This window comes from Clostridium sp. LBM24168 (assembly GCF_052953915.1).
Genome location: NZ_CP196861.1, coordinates 1,384,060 through 1,403,530, shown reverse-complemented (window position 1 = coordinate 1,403,530; position 19,471 = coordinate 1,384,060). Strand labels below are relative to the sequence as shown.

The window sequence follows — 19,471 nt, the reverse complement described above, 5'->3', positions numbered from 1 at the left end:
TTTGAAAGGAGGAACTGATTACAATTTAACGACCTTGTAATCAGAAACAAAGTATGTCACTAACTCCTATGATGCAGCAGTATCTGGATGTTAAGGAAAAACACAAGGACTGTATATTATTCTTTAGATTAGGAGATTTCTATGAGATGTTTTTTGAGGATGCCGAACTTGCATCAAAAGAACTTGAATTGGTTCTTACAGGAAGAGATTGTGGTCTTAAAGAGAGGGCTCCTATGTGTGGTATACCATATCATGCAGCTGATAATTATATAGGAAGACTAATAAGCAAGGGTTATAAAATAGCCATATGTGAACAGCTAGAAGATCCCGCCATGGCAAAAGGAATAGTCAAAAGGGGAATTATAAAAATAATAACTCCGGGGACATATACAGACCCTGCATTTTTAGAAGAAAATAAAAATAATTATATAGCAGGACTTTACATAGATTCTGAAAGCAAAAAATTTTCAATCTGTTTTTCAGATATATCTACAGGAGAATTTAATTGCACCGATTCATACTTAAACTTTTCAACTATTTTAAATGAAATATCAAAGTACAATCCTAGAGAGATACTAATACAGAAAAACATCGATAATAAACTATATGAAAACATTGGTACAATCTTTAAAGGCTCTTTTACTCTATTAGATGAAAAATACTTTGATTACGACTTCCATGAGATCCTGAAAAAACAATTTGATAATTTTAACTCTAAAAATTCAAGTGGAACTTTAGTTAAATGTTGTGGAGTGCTTTTAAAATATATAATGGAAACGCAAAAAAATTCTCTTTCACATATAAATAAAATTAAGTATTATAATATAGTGGACTATATGACTATAGATTCAAATTCGAGAAAAAATCTTGAGCTTACTGAAAGTTTAATGGAGAAAAAGAAAAAAGCATCTCTTTTATGGGTAATTGACAGGACAAATACAGCTATGGGAGGAAGGCAACTTAGGAGATGGGTGGAGCAGCCTCTCATAAATAAGAGAGAAATAGAGATGAGACTAAATGCGGTAGAGGAAATTCTAAACAATATATCCTGTCATGAAGATCTTAAAACTGCTCTTAAAAGTATATATGATATTGAAAGACTAGTAGGGAAAATATCTTCTCAGAGTGTAAATGCAAAAGAACTAGTTTTTTTAAAGAATTCAATAGAAAAAATACCTTCCATAAAATCCATAATATCAAATTTCAAGAGTGACTTGCTTAAAAATATGTACTTGGATCTAGACGAATTGAGGGATATATATGAGATTATAGATAAATCCATAATAGAAGATCCTCCTATATCCATAAAAGAAGGAAATATCATAAAAAAGGGGTACAATTCAGAAATAGATGAATTAAAAGATATTAAAATCAACGGTAAAAAATGGATAGCCTCTCTTGAAAGCAATGAAAGAAAAGAAACTGGGATAAAATCTTTAAAGATAGGATATAATAAAGTTTTTGGATACTATATAGAAGTAACAAAGAGTAATCTAGATCTTGTACCTGAAGGACGATATATAAGAAAGCAGACTCTTTCAAATGCAGAGAGATATGTAACTCCAAGGCTGAAAGAAATGGAAGATAAAATATTAAAGGCAGAGGAGCGCCTTATAAATCTTGAGTATACTATATTTGTAAAAATAAGAAATGCTATAGAGAAGCAAGTAAATAGAATGCAAAATACTGCAAAAATAATTTCAGAACTTGACTGTTTAAGTTCTCTGGCAGCAACTGCACTTGAAAACAACTACTGCAAGCCTGAAATAACTTCCAAAGATGAAATTTCCATAATGGAAGGAAGACATCCTGTAGTAGAAAAAATGCTTGAAGAAGGCAGCTTTGTATCCAATGACACGTACATTGATACTGACCAAAACCAGCTTTTGCTTATAACTGGTCCTAATATGGCAGGAAAATCTACCTATATGAGACAAATAGCATTAATTGTAATCATGGCTCAAATAGGTAGTTTCGTACCAGCAAAATCTGCTGTTATTTCAATCTGCGATAAGATATTTACAAGAATAGGGGCATCTGATGATCTTGCATCCGGTAAAAGTACTTTTATGGTAGAAATGTGGGAAGTATCAAATATACTCAGAAATGCCACGAACAAAAGCCTGGTACTTTTAGACGAAGTTGGAAGGGGTACCAGTACCTACGATGGATTAAGCATAGCTATGGCTGTAATTGAATATATATGCAACAATAAAAAACTCAGATGTAAAACATTATTTGCCACCCATTATCATGAACTGACAGAACTTGAAGGAAACATTCATGGAGTTAAAAATTATTCTGTAGCTGTAAAAGAAATGGATGATGAAGTTATATTCTTAAGAAAAATTGTACCTGGTGGGGCGGATCAGTCTTATGGAATAGAAGTTGCAAAACTTGCAGGACTTCCTGATAATTTAATAAATAGAGCAAGAGAAATCTTGAACAATCTTGAAACCAAAAAAAACGATATAAGTATACATGACCTGGTAAATTCTAAGGGGAATAAGACTGATAAAATTAAAGATGAATCCATAGTTCAAATGAATATACTGGATATAGAGATGCAAAATGTAATAAAAAAAATCTCCGATATAGATATATTAAATATGACACCCATGGATGGTTTTAATAAACTTTATGATATAATAAAAATGGTAAAATCAATGTCAGAATAAAGGATTGATTACTATGAAAAGAATAAATTTGCTTGATATAAAAACCACCAATAAAATTGCAGCAGGTGAAGTAATAGAACGTCCAGCTTCTGTGGTTAAAGAATTGGTTGAAAACAGTATTGATTCTGAGTCTAAAAATATAACCGTTGAAATATTTGAAGGTGGTCAAAAATTTATAAGAGTTGTAGATGACGGGACAGGTATTCACCCTGATGATATAAAAAAAGCTTTTCTTCCTCATTCAACCAGCAAAATAAAAATTATAGATGATATTTTTAAAATAAACACCATGGGATTTAGAGGAGAAGCTCTCTCAAGTATAGCCTCTGTTTCCAAGATAAAGCTCAAAAGCAGAATAAATGACATGGATTATGGAAAAGAAATATATATAAATGCTGGTAAAATAGATAATTTTCAGGATACAGCCTGTAATAAAGGTACAACCGTTGAAGTATCTGATTTATTTTTTAATGTGCCTGCAAGACAGAAATTCTTAAAATCCAAAAGCAGAGAAACTGCCTATATATCAGATATTATATCCAGACTTGCTCTTGCAAATCCATCAATTTCTTTTAAATTTTTCAACAATGGTAAAAAATCTACTACAACTTTTGGCACTGGAAAACTTACTGATGCAATAAGATCTATTTATGGTAAGAATATCTACGAAAACATTGTTCCTATAGAAAAGCATGGAGACATAGCTTCAGTATATGGATATATAGGAAATTCTACAATTAGCCGCGGCAGCAGGAATAATCAGAGCATTTTTGTAAATAGGCGTTATATAAAGGATAAGTCCATAACTACAGCTGTAGAAAGAGCCTTCAAGTCTTTTCTAACCATAAATAAATTCCCCTTTTTTATAATATTTTTAGATATATTTCCCGAATATATAGATGTAAATGTTCACCCGTCTAAATCCGAAATAAAGTTCAGTGATTCAGGGGCAATATTCAAGTTTATATTTGATGCAGTACATGATACTCTTAGAAGTAGCCTGAAGGATTCATTCACTGTAGAGATTGAAGATGACGAACCTGAAGACAATATTAATAATCATAATAAGGATGTCGTACAGATTCCAATTGATTTGAAATCTTATGAATATGGTACATATAATACTTCAAATTACGAGGATCAAAATATAAAAGAAACTTCCTATCATAGTTTTGAAACATCAGATGCACCAATTACAAAACCTGAAAAAGAAGACATTGAAAAAGATGAAAGCAAATTTAACTATGAACCAAAGTTTCCCAGGTTAAGAATAATAGGTCAATTCAACAACACTTATATAATAGGGGAAGCTCATAATATACTGTATCTTATAGATCAGCACGCTGCCCATGAAAAGATATTATTTGAAAAATACAAAAAAGATATGATACAAGACAGTGTAGTATCACAACTCTTGATCTCGCCTGTAATTATAGAACTTACAGTTTATGATTATTCATTCTATATTGATAATAAGGAGATATTCAAAAGAGCTGGTTTTGATATAGAATTATTTGGTGAAAACACTGTATCTATAAGAGAAGTTCCCGTAATACTTGGGAAACCAGATATAAAAAATTTATTTACAGATATGCTTGATAATCTAAAAAATATGGGATCTGGAGAAACTTGGGAAGTAAAATATCATCTTATAGCAACTATGGCATGTAAATCTGCCATAAAAGCACATGATAACATGTCACAAATTGAAATGGAGGATCTCATCGAAAATCTGCGATTCATAGATGATCCATTTAATTGTCCTCACGGAAGGCCTACTATAATAAAAATTACCACCACGGATCTAGAGAAAAAGTTTAAAAGAATACAATAGAAAAGACATTAAAATTAGGAGGATACAATGATTGATCTATTCATACTTGCAGGACCTACAGCCATAGGGAAAACGGACATATCCATAAAAATCGCAAAAAAACTGAATGGAGAAATAATATCTGCAGATTCTATGCAAATATACAAATATATGGATATTGGTTCCGCAAAGATAAAAAAAGATGAAATGCAGGGAATTATACATCATATGATAGATATTGTTTCTCCAGAGGACGATTTCAATGTTCTAAAATACAAGCTCATGGCAGGTGAGTGTATAAGTAAAATACACAATTATAAAAAGCTTCCAATGATGGTCGGAGGAACTGGTTTTTATGTAAATTCACTTATATTCAACTATGATTTTACTGAAGCCAATGTTGACAGAAATTATAGGAAATATCTTGAAGAGCTCTCTTTAAAAAATGGGAAGGAATATGTACATTCTCTTTTAAAAGATATAGATCCTGAATCATTTAAAAGATTATACCCAAATGATCTGAAGAGAGTAATACGGGCACTTGAAGTATATAAGCTAACTGGAAAAACAATGAGTGAATTCAATAGTGGAAATAATATATATGATATACCCTATAATATATATTATTTTGTACTAACTATGAATAGAGAAAAATTGTATAGTAGAATAAATGAGAGGGTAGATATAATGATTTCAGAGGGACTTATAGATGAGGTAAAAAGGCTTAAGTCCATGGGATACAATTCTTCAATGCAATCTATGAAAGGAATAGGTTACAAGGAAATTCTCGGCTATCTTGATGGTAAAATATCTCTAGATGAATCAATAAGGTTAATTAAAAAAAGAAGTAGAAATTATGCAAAGAGACAACTAACGTGGTTTAGGAAAGATAGAAGGGTAAACTGGATAAATAAAGATGATTTTAAGGACAACAATGCTGTTTCAAGCTATATAATAAACAAATTTTATTCTATGAAAAACTTGTTTAAAAGTTAAATACTGGTATAATATATTTATCAGCAAAGAAATTAAGAGAATTTTATGATATTATATAAACCTGTGGAAGGGGGAGAAGTATGGGTAAACCAATAAATAATTTACAAGATATATTTTTAAATGGAGCAAGAAAAAATAAGACTCCAGTAACCATACATTTAACTAATGGTTTTCAAATTAAAGGTAGTGTAAAAGGATTTGACAACTTCACAGTTATATTAGATGTAGATGGTAAACAAATGATGATATATAAACATGCAATATCTACAATTACACCTTTCAAACCAGTTTTATTCAGCACTATACAGGAAGGGGAATAAAAAGATTAGGCATAATGCCTATTCTTTTTTATGTTCTGATACAAAGTTTAGTATAATATGCATATTCGGGAGGGAAATTAACTTTGTTAAAAACAACTAAAGAAAAACTTAGGAATACATACAAAATAAATGAAACTGTATTGGATTTATATGAAAAAGCACTATATGATATTGAAGACCAGTTCAAATATTATGATGATATAAGAGAATATAATCAGCTTAAGGTTCTCAATGCATTTCAAGAAGAAAAAATAAGTGAATCACATTTTACTAACTCATCAGGGTATGGGTATGGCGACATAGGAAGAGATTCTCTCGACAAGGTTTATGCCCGCATATTCAACTCCGAAAGCGCTATTGTAAGACCTCATTTTGTAAATGGAACTCATGCAATCGGCTGTGCACTATTTGGAAATTTAAGGACTGGTGATACTTTGCTTTCAGTATGCGGCAAACCTTATGATACACTTCATGGAATAATAGGTATAGATGGAAATAAAAAAATAGGTTCTCTTAGGGAATATGGAATTAATTATGAACAGGTAGACTTAAAAAATAACGGCAGCATAGATTTTGACTCTATAGAAAAGCACCTTAAAAATAATAGTTCTATAAAATTGGTACATATACAAAGATCTACTGGATATGGTTGGAGAAAGGCTCTTCTGATATCTGAAATAAAGGAAATAATTGATTTTGTAAAGAATATAAATCCTAATTTAATATGTCTTGTTGACAATTGTTATGGAGAATTTATAGATACAATAGAACCAACAGATGTAGGTGCGGATCTGGCAGCAGGATCACTTATAAAAAATATAGGTGGAGGAATAGCTCCGACTGGTGGATATATTGTCGGTAGAGAAAAATATGTAACTCAGGCCTCCTATAGGTTGACGGTACCTGGTATAGGCGGTGAGTGTGGTTCTACTTTTGGAATTATGAGACAGCTTTATCAAGGATTATTTTTTGCTCCGCATGTGGCAATTGAAGCATTAAAAGGTGCCTTGTTTTGTTCTAGAATAATGGAACTTGCGGGATTTCCTGTACTTCCAGCATATACTGATAAACGCAGTGATATAATTCAGGCAATTAAATTCAATGACAAAGATAAATTGATAAAATTTTGCAAGGGAATTCAAAAGGGCTCACCTATAGACTCTTTTGTACAATGTGAACCCTGGGATATGCCTGGATATTCAGATCAAGTCATAATGGCTGCAGGAGCCTTTATTCAAGGCTCTTCAATAGAATTATCTGCAGACGCACCTATAAGAGAGCCTTATATAGCATATCTACAGGGAGGTCTTACCTTTGATCATGCTAAAATAGGTATACTTATAGCATTATCGAATATTTACAATAAATAATTAATATTCTCTATAAAGTCCAACTAATTTTCCAATAATAGTACAATCAGGTACTATTATTGGTTTCATGGTTTCATTTTCAGGCTGAAGTCTTATATGGTCACTTTCTTTAAAAAATCTCTTTAAAGTGGCCTCATTTTCAATCAATGCAGCTATTATTTCTCCATTTTCAGCTGAATTTGTCTTTTCAATTATAGCCAAATCACCATTGAGAATACCTGCATTTATCATGCTTTCACCATGAATTTTAAGCATGAAAAGTTGTTCCCTATTTTTTATATAATCTATTGGAAGTGGGAATGTATCCTCTATATTTTCCACTGCAAGAATTGGTTTACCAGCAGCTATAGTGCCAATAATAGGTATATTTATCATTTCTTTTTTATTTGAAAGGTCTGCTACAATTTCTATTGTCCTGGGTTTTGCTGCGTCTCTCTTTATATATCCATCCTTTTCTAATTTTTCTAAATGTCTATGAACGGTAGATGTTGACTTTGCTCCTACAGCTGAACATATTTCTCTAACAGAAGGAGGGTAACCTTTTTGTTCAACATATGATTTTATATATTTAAATATTTCTAATTGTTTTTCACTACTTTGTTTTTTTTTCAACATAAAAACACTCCTTGCATTTTATTAACTTGAATTATATCATATATGATATATAATAACAAACTTATGTTCTATTATTGACAATTCTCAAATTTATATTCTATACTAGGTTTTAGGCTATAAATTTAATATAAATGTCTAGGAGGAAAATATGAATAAAAAATCTTGTATATTTGATAGTGAAAAATCTTGTAATAACTGTGGAGAATGTAATGTATGCGATTTAAATCCAAATAAAAAATGCAACAATTGTGGTAAATGCCTCGAAATGGAAGGGTATGATATGAGAGCTATAAAAATAGATAGTATAATTGAAGACGAGAATGAAGTAGAAGACTACATTGAAGATGATAAAACTAATATAGAAATTCATTCTCACTTAGTAGATGAATCTTCTATCAATGAAGGTTTAGAAAGTAATACAGACATTTTTGATATAGATACTATACAATATATAGACGATATAGATGGGTTATCTGAGATTCTTGAGAATGAAAATGACTTTAAAAAGCTGGCACATGAAGAATATCCAGGATTTATCAGAATAGAAAAAAAGCATATAAACGATCAGAATCAATCTAAATAGGGACTGATTCTGATTTAAAGATCATCTTCATCACTTAGTGGATTCGAATTTACAGCTTCTCTTAATTTTTCATCATCTACATGTGTATATATCTGTGTAGTAGATACATTTTCATGGCCTAATATCTTTTGAAGACTTCTTATGTCTACATTGCCATACTTATACATCAATGTAGCAGCAGTATGCCTTAATTTGTGTGGAGTGTATTTTTTATCATCAAGTCCGGCCTTTTTTAAATACTTTTTTAATATTATCTCTACAGATCTTTTGTTTATTCTTCTGTAATTTTTACTTATGAAAAGGGCATCTTTATCTTTGATTTTACCATATTCTGAATTTCTTATTGTCAAATATCTGTTTAATGATTTCAAACATGCATTGTTTAAATAAATTGTCCTTTCCTTGTTTCCCTTTCCTATAACAGTAAGAGTGTCATTCTTTATATTAGATATATTAATACTACATAACTCTGAAAGTCTCATTCCACAATTTAGAAACAAGGTTATCATACAGTAATCTCTTTCCTTAAACCTTCCATCTATTGATTTCAAAAGTTCCTTGCTTTCATCAAGAGTCAGATAGATTGGATTTCTCCTATCTATTTTTGGAGATTCCAACTCATCTGCAGGATTTTCAGATATAATTTTTGACTTGTTGTACAGATATTTAAAGAATGATTTGAGTGAAGCAACTTTTCTAGCTCTTGCATAAGTTCCGTTGTTCCTATATTTTTCTGCAAAAGATATGTATGCATATAAATCGCTCAAGTCTATACTATTTAAAATTTCGTTATTTATATCGGATATACAGATATTCTGGAAATCACAATCTTTAGGAACCAAATTTCTATAAAGTTTTAAAAATTTAAAAAACATTGTTAGATCAACTTTATAACCATCAAGAGTATTTATTGATTTCCCACGTATAGTTCCAAGATAATTTAGAAAATCATTTAGACATTTAGGAAGCTTTTTATCATATATATGTTGAAGATTATAATGCATTTAGTATTCCCCCTTCTATAAAAATGTATAACTTCGCTAAATGATTATTTAGCGAATATATTTATTATAATAATTTCTATAAAAAATAAAAAAATCCTTCTTATATAAAGTAAATAATCTATTAATATTATACTACTAAACAAATTTTATGTATCAATTATAAACATTTTGTCTATAAAATGTCGATTATAAATCTATATTTATTCAATTGATAATATTATCAATTAGTTTTAGATTTGAAAATGATTTTTTATAATATCTTCAATTCATTTTGGAAAAAGTGAGTTATTAACATATTGTGGAAATTAAGTGAGCATTTATGAAATTAATATGCTTCCACAATGTGTTAATAAGGCTGTTAATTCATTTTTCGCCTTTTTGCACTTTTATTCTGTTGACTTTAATAATAAAGTATATTTTTGAATATATTGTATTATTATATAGAAATTTGTAATGCATTATTTTGAAAATAAAAAAATGAAATGTCTTTAAAATGTATTTCTGCTCGTTTAAAGGGATTTTAAAAGTTTTATTTTCAAATAAATTGATTTTTAATTTTATTTAATGACTTTATTAACTTTTGTATATTTTTTGCATAATAAGGTAAAATATACTAATAGATTAATACAAATTTATGATTATACTAGTAAAGGAGGTATTCTGCTAATTTATCAACATAAACTTTAGCAGTATATTTATATGATAGTTGGTATACCGAATGGATTATTATATTGTAGATATTTCCCGTTTTTAAACACATTTTTTAAAGAGTTAGGTGCAAAGATCATAATATCACCTGATACAAATGAAAATATACTTAACTTAGGAACTAAATACTGCGTAGACGAAGCATGCCTTCCTATAAAAATATTTCATGGGCATGTAGCCTACATAAAAGATAAGTGCGATATTGTACTTATTCCCAGAATAATGCAGTTAAACAAAAAAGAGTTCATATGTCCGAAATTTTGTGGCCTACCTGAAATGGTGAAAAACAGCATACCTGATATGCCGCCTATTATTTCTACTCCTATTTATGCTTTTTCAAAAATTAAATTTGAGCCATGGATTAGAAAAACCGGCTTACTGTTTACTAAGAATCTTCTAAAAATAAATGATGCTTATAAAGTAGCACTAAAAGCACAGATGAATTTTAAATTTGGTATAAAAGACGATTCTTTTCCAATAAGAGTCGCATTAGTAGGTCATCCATATAACATATATGACAAATTTGCCAATATGAATGTAGTAAAAAAATTAAAGACACTTGGTATAGGACTCCTGACAGAAGAATATTTAAATAAGTCTAATATAGATGATCAGTCCAGAGACTTGTTTAAAAGACCTTTTTGGACTTTTGCAAAAAATTCTTATGGTTTTTCCACTTATATGGCAATTCATAAAAAGATAGATGGAATTGTATATGTCTCCTCTTTTTCCTGTGGTATAGATTCTATAATAATTGAATTGATAAAAAGTAAACTGGAAGACTTCCCTATGTTAATACTTAAGATAGATGAACAAACTGGTGAGGCCGGTTTTGATACTAGATTGGAGGCTTTTTCAGATATGTTAAAGAGGAGATGTGTAAAATGAAAATAACTTTTCCCAACCTTGGAAACACAATTTTTGCAGCAAAGGCTGTATTTGACGGACTTGGTATAGACTATGTACTTCCACCAGAAAGTAATAAAACTATTTTAGAGAATGGATGTCTTTATTCACCTGAAGAAATTTGTTTGCCGTTTAAAATAATGATTGGTTCATATATAGAAAGCATAAAAAAAGGGGCAGATACTATACTCCTAGTTGGAAGCTGTGGGCCCTGCAGATTTGGTGAATATTGTGAACTTCAAATGAATATTTTAAAAAAATTAGGATACGATTTAAATTTTATAGTCATTGATTCACCTAATGATATAGGCATGAAAGAATTTATGAGAAGATTATCTGAAATAAACAATGAAAGCAACAAGCCTAATCATGAAAAATTAAAAATACTATTTTCTGGCTTTAAAATAATAAATTTGATAGACTATATTGAAAAAAAGGCAAAATATATATCAGGATATGAAGTTAACATAGGTGAATGTAAAAATATCTTGAATAAATGCAAAAGAGCTGCCATAAAATGCAATTCTCCATATGAAATGTTATCGACTTTAGAATACTATAAAAGAAAAATAGATGGGGTTGTAACAGATAAAAATAAAAATCCACTTAAAATAGCTATAATCGGAGAAATATATACAATAATTGAGCCTTTTTCAAATCTTTTTATTGAAGATAAACTTTTAAATTATGGCACATCTGTAAGTAGACACTTGACTCCAAGCTGGTGGGTAAAAAATACATTTTTATCTATTTTCAATTTGAATTCACCTCGTATAAAAAGTTATTCCAAAAAGTATTTGCCTTTTTATATCGGTGGGCATGCTAGAGAATGTGTAGGCGAAGCAATAATTGCAAAAAATGACGGATTTGATGGAGCTATTCAAATCTTTCCCATGGGATGCATGCCTGAAATAGTATCTAAATCCATATTGCCAACTATATCCAGAAATGAGAATTTTCCAATACTTACACTGGTTGTAGATGAACTTACCGGAGAAGATGGTTATATTACAAGAATTGAAGCTTTTTTAGATTTACTTGAAAGGAGAAAAAATAAATGTATTATATAGGTGTTGATGTAGGATCAGTTAGTACTGATATTGTTATAGTAGATAAAGATATAAATGTAATTGAATCAATATATTTAAGAACTAAAGGAAGACCAATAAGTGCAGTTCAGGAAGGGTTTAAACTGCTATACAGTAAATATAAGGATGCACAAATAAAAGCAGTCGGAACTACTGGAAGTGGAAGAAAAATAGCTTCGTCGATTATAGGCGCTGATATGGTAAAGAATGAAATAACTTCTCATGCGGTGGCCGCACTTAATATAGATAGAGATGTAAGAACAATAATTGAAATTGGAGGTCAGGATTCAAAAATAATAATTTTGAATAAAGGTATTGTTTCTGATTTTGCAATGAATACGGTGTGTGCTGCAGGAACAGGATCTTTTCTTGACAGACAGGCTGAAAGGCTAGATATACCTATAGAAGAGTTTGGAACTTATGCACTTAAATCTGTTTCTCCAGTAAGAATAGCAGGCAGATGTGCTGTATTTGCAGAATCTGACATGATTCACAAGCAACAATTAGGATATAGTAATAGCGATATAATAAATGGATTATGCAATGCATTAGTTAGAAATTATTTAAGTAATGTAGCAAAAGGCAAGGATATAAAAAAGAATATTTTTTTCCAGGGAGGTGTAGCTGCAAATATAGGTATGAAATCTGCCTTTGAGGAAGCACTCGGTTGTGATGTGATTGTACCTAAAAATTATAAAGTCATGGGTGCTATAGGAGCTGCAATTCTTGCAAAAGAATATATAGAAAAGACAAAAAGTGTAACTAAATTTAAAGGATTCAATCTGGTTGGTGAAAATTTTATATCAAAGAGTTTTCACTGCAGTGGATGTGCGAATAAATGTGAAATAGTTAAAATACTTGGGAATAACGAAATTATAGGTTTCTTTGGTGATAGATGTGGAAGATGGAATAATAAAAATAATATATCTGCATGATATTGTGTAAATGAATTGATTTTAGATCATATTACTAAATTTATGTATTATTTATACAAGATATAATATAAAAGCCAATGCTTATTTGACATAGTACAAATAATTAATATATAATTAATATATAATTATTTAATATATTAATTATATTGTTAATAAAAATTATATATTATATGTTTTCATATACTGGTATAATTGGTACAATAAGTATGTTTTAATATTATTATATGGCATGTTATAAATAAAAGTCTAAATAAAGGATGTGATCTAATGTCAAAAAAATATCAAAAACCAATTGCAATAATAAGTAAATTTTTAGCTATGTATATAGGAACAACCTTAGCTGCTATCGGATTAGAGCTTTTCTTAATTCCAAACAATGTAATAGACGGTGGTATAACGGGTATATCTATTATGGTAAGTTATATTACAACATTACCTCTTGGACTATTTATTTTTATATTAAATATACCATTTTTAATAATTGGTTATAAACATATTGGAAAAACATTTACAATTTCAACATTATTTTCTGTATGTTCCCTGTCAATAATGGTGTCAGCCTTTAAAAATTTAAACGCCTTTACCAACGATACCCTTCTCGCTTCAATATTCGGCGGTATACTTCTTGGAATAGGTGTAGGTCTTGTTATAAGAAACGGTGGATCTACTGATGGTACTGAAATTGTTGCGATAATTTTTGATAAAAGAACCGGATTTTCAGTAGGTGAAATAGTTATGTTCATTAATATATTTATATTAAGTAGTGCTGGACTGATATTCGGATGGGATAGAGCAATGTATTCTCTTGTTACTTATTTTATTGCATTTAAACTAATTGATATAACTTCTGAAGGTCTAGATGAATCAAAATCGGTTATAATAATTTCAGATAAATACAAGGAAATAACCGATGCCCTTTTAGCTAGATTAGGAAGAGGAGTTACTCTTTTAGAAGGAAAAGGAGCATATTCCAATGTACCTACTAATGTAATATTCGTAATAATATCACGTCTTGAAATAGCCAAGCTTAAATCCATAGTAAATGGTTTTGATAAACAAGCTCTTATTACTATAAGCAATGTAGATGTAACCGGTAAAAGTTTCAAAAAGAAAACTATCCATTAAATAAAATACAAAAATAATACTGATAATACTCTAGACATTATCGGTATTATTTTTTATATGGTCAATTAGCTGAGATCTTTTTTAATGTATTATATATGTTCCCATTATCTACATTTGATTTTTTCTTAAAAAATATTTCTCCAAATTTAACTGCAGCCCATAATCCAATTCTTCTGATTCCTGATATAAATCCAAAAATTTTAAATATACTAAATGATGATTTAAGAGTATAAAAAGATTTTGCAACTTTAAAAAATTCACTCTGTAAATCATAAGGCGACATATTTTTAGGTTTAAAATTTACAACCATCATGTCATAATACTGCCAATCATTATTTAACATACGATCTTCTTTTTTATAGTACTCATAAACAGGCGTCTTAGGAAAAGGAGTTAAAATGGCCGGCTGAAATTGATAAGCATTTATTTCTTCACAAAATCTTTCACCATTTTCTATATCTTCTTTTGTATCATTATCTAATCCTAATACCAAACTTGCTATTAACTTTATTTTATACTTTTTTAGAATTTCGCCACAATTCTTAATATCAGAAATTTTTTGTTTTTTATTTATATCGTCTAGTGATTTTTGATTTAAAGATTCTATTCCTATAAGTACTCTATTTAAATGAGTATCATGAAGCAATTGTAGCAATTCTTCATCATTTGCCATATCAGTTCTACCAAAAAAGAAAGTTTCTTTAAATATTAGATTATTAGAAATCATTTTTCTGAGTATTTCCTTTGCTCTCTCCTTATCTGCAGTAAAGTTATCATCTTCAAAATTCATATACTTAAAGCCTTGCTTTTTATATATTTTTAGTTCTTCAATTACATTATCTGGTGTCCTTTTTCTATATGGATAAAACATTCTAGACGTAGTACAAAACGAACAGCTAAATGGGCATCCTCTTGAAGTCATCACATTAGCTGTTTTACATGGAGTTTTAAGAATACTATAGTCCGGATATGGTATGCTATCTAAATCTTCTATACAGCGTGAATAGACTATCTTATCTGTAATCTTTCCATTAACTACATCAGCAATTACTCTTTCCCCTTCTCCTACAATAACTTGATCAGCATGAAGTAATGCTTCTTCCGGCATACTGGAAGCATGTATACCTCCTATTATCACCCTTTTATGTTTCTCATTTCTAAAATAATCTGCAATACGGTAAGCTCTTGTTGAAGACGAAGTCATTGTATTTAACATTATTAAATCTGCATCTTCAAATTTATTAAAATTTAAGTCTTTGTATAATTCTTCATACACCTCTACAGAATGTCCTGCATTTTTTAAAATTTTGCCTAATATCAATGGCCCTATAATAGAATTTGAATGTCCATAAATTCTGTCTCCAATCCTATATATGACATTCCTCCGAATGTCTGCTGCTGGAACAATAAAAACTATTTTCATATTTACACCTTCTGTTTTATATATTATAATTTTTAATTATCATTAAATAATATTAAACAAATTTTATAAATATCTTATAGCTGTATAATTTATAACGATTTCAATTATTTCAAAAAGGAGTAAAAATCCATGATTTTTCTCCCGTTTTTCATTTAAATTATTTCCATAAATCCTTCGTAATTTTTTCTATATTCATCTTTCGTTTTTTTGTTTCTTCTTCATCTATTACTATAGATTCCCCTTCTATTTTCAATACATCCCCTTCTTTTGCATTCATCGGTATATTTATTCTCTTTATATCCATCATGGTCATATCAGCCTTTTCACATACAGCATACGGTCCTTCAAATCTATCTATTATAACTTTCACTTTTTTCACCCCGGTATTTCTTTAATATATTATCATTATATTACTATATTAATTTACTTACAAGTTATTGATTTTTTATTGTCTTTGTTTTGTTTACATTTATTTTAATTTACATAATATTTATTATATATACTAATATAAATTTTATTTGATAATAATTTTTATAATACCGCTTTTACACTTTTAACAAATTTTTTTACATTTTCAATCATATCTCTCTTATTTTTAATTTCATCAACTTTCTTTACAATTGCACTTCCTATAATAATACCATCACAATACTTTTTGAGTCTTTCAGCCATTTCTGCATTGGATATACCAAAGCCAATGGCTTTAGGAATATCTGTATACCTCGATACTATAGCCATATACTCATCCATATTTGTGCTTATTTCATTTCTTTCACCAGTAACTCCATTGGTGGAAACACAATAAATAAATCCACTGGCATTATTTACTATCCTTTTTATCCTTTCTTTTGAAGTTGGCGCTATAAGAGGGATTAGTGCAATTTCATATTTATTTGCAATTTTAAGTATATCCTTTCTTTCTTCTATAGGTAAATCAGGTATTATTATTCCATCAATTCCTACATTTCTACACTGACTTATGAACCTTTCTATTCCATATTTGAACACTGAATTATAATAAACTAAATATACCAATGGTACTTCAGTATTTGAGCGTATATATTTTACACAATCCATTATTTTTGATATGGTTGTACCATTTTTAAGAGATCTAGCAGAAGACTTCTGTATTGTAGGTCCATCCGCTATTGGATCCGAATAAGGTACTCCTAATTCTATTATATCTGCACCCGCTTTTTCCATAGAATATACAAGTTCCGACGTAGTCTCAAAATCTGGATCACCTGCAGTTATAAAAGATATCATTGCCTTCTCATTTTTTTCTTTTAACTTCTTGAATTTTGCATCTATTCTATTCATCTAAATTTACCCCCATTACTTTAGCTATAGTATTCATATCCTTGTCCCCTCTTCCTGATATATTTACAATCATAATTTTATCTTTTGAAAGTGTTGGAGCAAGTTTTATAGCATAGGCAAGTGCATGTGAACTTTCAAGTGCAGGTATTATTCCCTCAATTCTCGACATTTCCATAAAAGCATTTACTGCCTCCCTGTCATTAGCTGTTACATATTCTGCTCTTCCTATATCATGAAAATATGCATGTTCCGGACCTACACCTGGGTAATCCAGACCAGCAGAAATTGAATATGCAGGAAGTATCTGACCATCATCATCCTGAAGAACATATGTCATCATTCCATGAATAATTCCTACAGAGCCTTTTGTTATACTTGCAGCATGCTTGTCTGTATCAATCCCCTTTCCTGCTGCTTCTACTCCAATAAGCCTTACATTTTCATCTTCCGCAAAGGGATAAAATATACCCATTGCGTTGCTTCCACCTCCTATACATGCTATAATACAATCCGGCAATCTTCCCTCTTTTTCAAATATCTGCCTTCTGGCTTCATCTCCTATGACTCTCTGAAAATCTCTCACTATGGTTGGATATGGATGTGGTCCCATTACCGTCCCTATTACATAAAAAGTATCTTCTATTCTCGTAACCCAGTTTCTCATAGCCTCATTTACAGCATCCTTGAGCGTACCAGTTCCTGCTGTAACAGATGTAACTTTTGCACCTAGTATTTTCATCTTGAAAACATTAAGTGCCTGCCTTCTTATATCTTTCTCGCCCATGAATATTTCACATTCCATATTGAACATGGCAGCTATAGTTGCGGTGGCAAGCCCATGCTGCCCTGCACCAGTTTCTGCAATTACTCTTTTCTTGCCCATTCTCTTTGCAAGAAGTACCTGCCCTAAAGCATTGTTTATCTTGTGGGCTCCAGTATGATTTAAATCTTCTCTTTTGAGATATATTTTTGCTCCTCCAAGTTTTTTAGTCAGATTTTCAGCATAATACAAAGGCGATTCCCTTCCTACATAATCCTTTAAATAGTACTTAAACTCTTTTATAAAATTTTGATCAGTCTTTGCCTTATTGTATTCCTCTTCAAGTTCAGTAATTGCATTCATTATAGTTTCCGGGACATATTGTCCTCCAAACTTTCCAAATCTTCCAGTCACTCTATATTCCTCACTTTCAAAATGAATTTTTTTATTTTATCTGGATCTTTGTATCCAGAAGTTTCCACTCCGCTTGAAACATCCACAATATCAGGATTCACTATTCTTACAGCAGACTCTACATTCTCAGGATCAAGCCCACCTGCAAGAATCAAGTCTCCATCAAACTTAAAATCTCTTGCAATACTCCATTCAAAGCTTTTACCGCTTCCTGCTGTACTGCTATCTAAAACTATTCCATCTGCATATTCATAATTCAAATTTAAAATATCACTTTTATCTCTTACTTTTAACGCCTTCCATATTTCAAACTTATTGAAGCATTTCATATACTTATTATCTTCCGAACCATGAAATTGAACTATATCAAGTTTAAGTGCATTAGAAATACTCTCAACATAATCGGGTGATTCATCTACAAATATTCCCACGGTTTTAACATTTGAATTTAAATTGGATATAAGCTTTTTCCCCTGTTCCAAATTTATTCTTCGCCTGCTTTTTGAAAATACAAACCCGGCATAATCAGGTCTATATTTATTCACATAATCAATATCCTCTATTCTTCTCAAGCCGCATATCTTTATTTTTATCAATATGCAATTTTCACCTCCAATGTATCAATTGTCTTTTATATTATCTATAAATCTTTTCATGTCATCACTATTATTAAGTTTTCTCATAAATCCTTCACCTATTAAAACCGCATCTACAGGAAGACTTTTTATATATCTAAAATCTTCCAGAGTCGCCATGCCACTTTCAGAAACTACAACAGTATCTTTATCTATATATTTAATTAAATCTTCTGTGTTTTTTAAATTGACAGTAAAATCTTCAAGGTTTCTATTGTTTATTCCGATAATTTGTGGACATATATCAAGTGCTATATCGAGTTCATTTTTATCATGTACTTCTACAATACATTGAAGTCCCAAATTAGATGTCAACTTGTAAAATTCATCAAGTTTATCTCCCAAAATTCTCACTATTAAAAGTATTGCATCAGCTCCCAGAAGCTTTGATTCATAAATCTGATATTCATCAATGATGAAATCTTTTCTAAGAACAGGCTTTGAAACTATACTTTTAACTGCTTTCAAATATTCATCTTTTCCCATAAAATAATCTTCTTCTGTAAGTACGGATATTGCATTTATATCAAGTCCTTCATATATTCCTGCAATATCCTCAGGGTGAAAATCTTGGACTATAATTCCTTTTGAGGGAGATGCCTTTTTTATTTCACCTATTATCGATATATTATTTTTAAGCAGTGCTCCCTTGAAATCACTTGATTTTGCGTTATCAATCATGTGAATTTCATCTATAATACCTTCAAGCGTTTTATTCTTTTTCCTGATTTCTAGTTCTTTATGTTTCACCTCAACTATATCATCAAGTATCATACCA

Annotated in this window: 18 protein-coding genes; 10 read left to right on the top strand and 8 right to left on the bottom strand. The window is 30.0% G+C overall.

Annotated elements, in window-relative coordinates:
- The first annotated feature begins 53 nt into the window (after positions 1-53).
- The 5 genes from mutS (at position 54) to ACSVC9_RS06960 (ending at position 7,177) form a co-directional block, all read left to right on the top strand.
- Entirely contained in the window at positions 54-2,678 is a 2,625-nt protein-coding gene (gene mutS, locus ACSVC9_RS06980; RefSeq protein WP_446899623.1) for a DNA mismatch repair protein MutS, read from the top strand.
- A 13-nt stretch (positions 2,679-2,691) separates the two neighbouring features.
- Positions 2,692-4,512: a DNA mismatch repair endonuclease MutL gene (gene mutL, locus ACSVC9_RS06975; protein WP_446899622.1), complete on the top strand. Its 1,821-nt coding sequence runs from the start codon at positions 2,692-2,694 to the stop codon at positions 4,510-4,512.
- A gap of 27 nt (positions 4,513-4,539) precedes the next feature.
- A complete protein-coding gene (gene miaA, locus ACSVC9_RS06970) occupies positions 4,540-5,487 on the top strand; it encodes a tRNA (adenosine(37)-N6)-dimethylallyltransferase MiaA (protein WP_446899621.1) in 948 nt (315 codons plus the stop codon).
- An 80-nt stretch (positions 5,488-5,567) separates the two neighbouring features.
- Positions 5,568-5,807, top strand: a complete 240-nt coding sequence (hfq, locus tag ACSVC9_RS06965) for an RNA chaperone Hfq (protein ID WP_446899620.1) — start codon at positions 5,568-5,570, stop codon at positions 5,805-5,807.
- An 83-nt stretch (positions 5,808-5,890) separates the two neighbouring features.
- Entirely contained in the window at positions 5,891-7,177 is a 1,287-nt protein-coding gene (locus tag ACSVC9_RS06960; RefSeq protein ID WP_446899619.1) for a methionine gamma-lyase family protein, read from the top strand.
- Here the strand turns inward: ACSVC9_RS06960 and lexA are convergent, their stop codons facing one another.
- Positions 7,178-7,792, bottom strand: a complete 615-nt coding sequence (lexA, locus tag ACSVC9_RS06955; RefSeq protein WP_446899618.1) for a transcriptional repressor LexA — start codon at positions 7,790-7,792, stop codon at positions 7,178-7,180. It abuts the gene before it with no gap.
- 148 nt (positions 7,793-7,940) lie between these two features.
- On the opposite strand from lexA, the gene ACSVC9_RS06950 reads away from it, so the two are divergent.
- Positions 7,941-8,375, top strand: coding sequence for a hypothetical protein (locus ACSVC9_RS06950; protein WP_446899617.1), 435 nt, complete (start codon positions 7,941-7,943; stop codon positions 8,373-8,375).
- 14 nt (positions 8,376-8,389) lie between these two features.
- Here the strand turns inward: ACSVC9_RS06950 and ACSVC9_RS06945 are convergent, their stop codons facing one another.
- Positions 8,390-9,379, bottom strand: coding sequence for a tyrosine recombinase XerC (locus ACSVC9_RS06945; RefSeq protein ID WP_446899616.1), 990 nt, complete (start codon positions 9,377-9,379; stop codon positions 8,390-8,392).
- A 699-nt stretch (positions 9,380-10,078) separates the two neighbouring features.
- On the opposite strand from ACSVC9_RS06945, the gene ACSVC9_RS06940 reads away from it, so the two are divergent.
- From ACSVC9_RS06940 to ACSVC9_RS06925, 4 genes are all read left to right on the top strand, one after another.
- Complete coding sequence (locus ACSVC9_RS06940; RefSeq protein WP_446899615.1) at positions 10,079-10,975, top strand: acyl-CoA dehydratase activase-related protein; 897 nt, start codon at positions 10,079-10,081, stop codon at positions 10,973-10,975.
- Entirely contained in the window at positions 10,972-12,063 is a 1,092-nt protein-coding gene (locus ACSVC9_RS06935; RefSeq protein ID WP_446899614.1) for an acyl-CoA dehydratase activase-related protein, read from the top strand. Before ACSVC9_RS06940 ends, ACSVC9_RS06935 begins: the two co-directional genes overlap by 4 nt.
- Positions 12,051-13,016 carry an acyl-CoA dehydratase activase gene (locus ACSVC9_RS06930; protein ID WP_446899613.1) on the top strand — a complete coding sequence of 322 codons (966 nt, stop codon included), beginning with the start codon at positions 12,051-12,053 and terminating at the stop codon, positions 13,014-13,016. Before ACSVC9_RS06935 ends, ACSVC9_RS06930 begins: the two co-directional genes overlap by 13 nt.
- A 267-nt stretch (positions 13,017-13,283) precedes the next feature.
- Positions 13,284-14,141: a YitT family protein gene (locus ACSVC9_RS06925; RefSeq protein ID WP_446899612.1), complete on the top strand. Its 858-nt coding sequence runs from the start codon at positions 13,284-13,286 to the stop codon at positions 14,139-14,141.
- A 61-nt stretch (positions 14,142-14,202) separates the two neighbouring features.
- Here the strand turns inward: ACSVC9_RS06925 and ACSVC9_RS06920 are convergent, their stop codons facing one another.
- The 6 genes from ACSVC9_RS06920 to trpC all read right to left on the bottom strand — a co-directional run bounded on the left by ACSVC9_RS06920 (position 14,203) and on the right by trpC (position 19,467).
- Positions 14,203-15,564, bottom strand: a complete 1,362-nt coding sequence (locus ACSVC9_RS06920) for a B12-binding domain-containing radical SAM protein (RefSeq protein WP_446899611.1) — start codon at positions 15,562-15,564, stop codon at positions 14,203-14,205.
- Positions 15,565-15,721: 157 nt separating this feature from the next.
- Positions 15,722-15,934, bottom strand: coding sequence for a DUF3006 domain-containing protein (locus ACSVC9_RS06915; RefSeq protein WP_446899610.1), 213 nt, complete (start codon positions 15,932-15,934; stop codon positions 15,722-15,724).
- Between the two features lie 161 nt (positions 15,935-16,095).
- Complete coding sequence (gene trpA, locus ACSVC9_RS06910; protein ID WP_446899609.1) at positions 16,096-16,884, bottom strand: tryptophan synthase subunit alpha; 789 nt, start codon at positions 16,882-16,884, stop codon at positions 16,096-16,098.
- The gene (gene trpB, locus ACSVC9_RS06905) at positions 16,877-18,058 is read right to left on the bottom strand and encodes a tryptophan synthase subunit beta (RefSeq protein WP_446899608.1); all 1,182 of its coding nucleotides are present in this window, start codon (positions 18,056-18,058) and stop codon (positions 16,877-16,879) included. The genes trpA and trpB overlap by 8 nt, the downstream gene beginning before the upstream one ends.
- Positions 18,055-18,654, bottom strand: a complete 600-nt coding sequence (locus ACSVC9_RS06900; protein ID WP_446899607.1) for a phosphoribosylanthranilate isomerase — start codon at positions 18,652-18,654, stop codon at positions 18,055-18,057. Before ACSVC9_RS06900 ends, trpB begins: the two co-directional genes overlap by 4 nt.
- 24 nt (positions 18,655-18,678) lie before the next feature.
- Positions 18,679-19,467, bottom strand: a complete 789-nt coding sequence (gene trpC, locus ACSVC9_RS06895; RefSeq protein ID WP_446899606.1) for an indole-3-glycerol phosphate synthase TrpC — start codon at positions 19,465-19,467, stop codon at positions 18,679-18,681.
- Between the last annotated feature and the right edge of the window lie 4 nt (positions 19,468-19,471).

Bases quoted from the DNA above. Each gene is read 5' to 3' on its own strand.
- mutS (WP_446899623.1), top strand. From the start codon at position 54: ATGTCACTAACTCCTATGATGCAGCAGTATCTGGATGTTAAGGAAAAA.
- mutL (WP_446899622.1), top strand. From the start codon at position 2,692: ATGAAAAGAATAAATTTGCTTGATATAAAAACCACCAATAAAATTGCA.
- miaA (WP_446899621.1), top strand. From the start codon at position 4,540: ATGATTGATCTATTCATACTTGCAGGACCTACAGCCATAGGGAAAACG.
- hfq (WP_446899620.1), top strand. From the start codon at position 5,568: ATGGGTAAACCAATAAATAATTTACAAGATATATTTTTAAATGGAGCA.
- lexA (WP_446899618.1), bottom strand. From the start codon at position 7,792: ATGTTGAAAAAAAAACAAAGTAGTGAAAAACAATTAGAAATATTTAAA.
- ACSVC9_RS06950 (WP_446899617.1), top strand. From the start codon at position 7,941: ATGAATAAAAAATCTTGTATATTTGATAGTGAAAAATCTTGTAATAAC.
- ACSVC9_RS06945 (WP_446899616.1), bottom strand. From the start codon at position 9,379: ATGCATTATAATCTTCAACATATATATGATAAAAAGCTTCCTAAATGT.
- ACSVC9_RS06940 (WP_446899615.1), top strand. From the start codon at position 10,079: ATGATAGTTGGTATACCGAATGGATTATTATATTGTAGATATTTCCCG.
- ACSVC9_RS06935 (WP_446899614.1), top strand. From the start codon at position 10,972: ATGAAAATAACTTTTCCCAACCTTGGAAACACAATTTTTGCAGCAAAG.
- ACSVC9_RS06930 (WP_446899613.1), top strand. From the start codon at position 12,051: ATGTATTATATAGGTGTTGATGTAGGATCAGTTAGTACTGATATTGTT.
- ACSVC9_RS06925 (WP_446899612.1), top strand. From the start codon at position 13,284: ATGTCAAAAAAATATCAAAAACCAATTGCAATAATAAGTAAATTTTTA.
- ACSVC9_RS06920 (WP_446899611.1), bottom strand. From the start codon at position 15,564: ATGAAAATAGTTTTTATTGTTCCAGCAGCAGACATTCGGAGGAATGTC.
- trpA (WP_446899609.1), bottom strand. From the start codon at position 16,884: ATGAATAGAATAGATGCAAAATTCAAGAAGTTAAAAGAAAAAAATGAG.
- trpC (WP_446899606.1), bottom strand. From the start codon at position 19,467: ATGATACTTGATGATATAGTTGAGGTGAAACATAAAGAACTAGAAATC.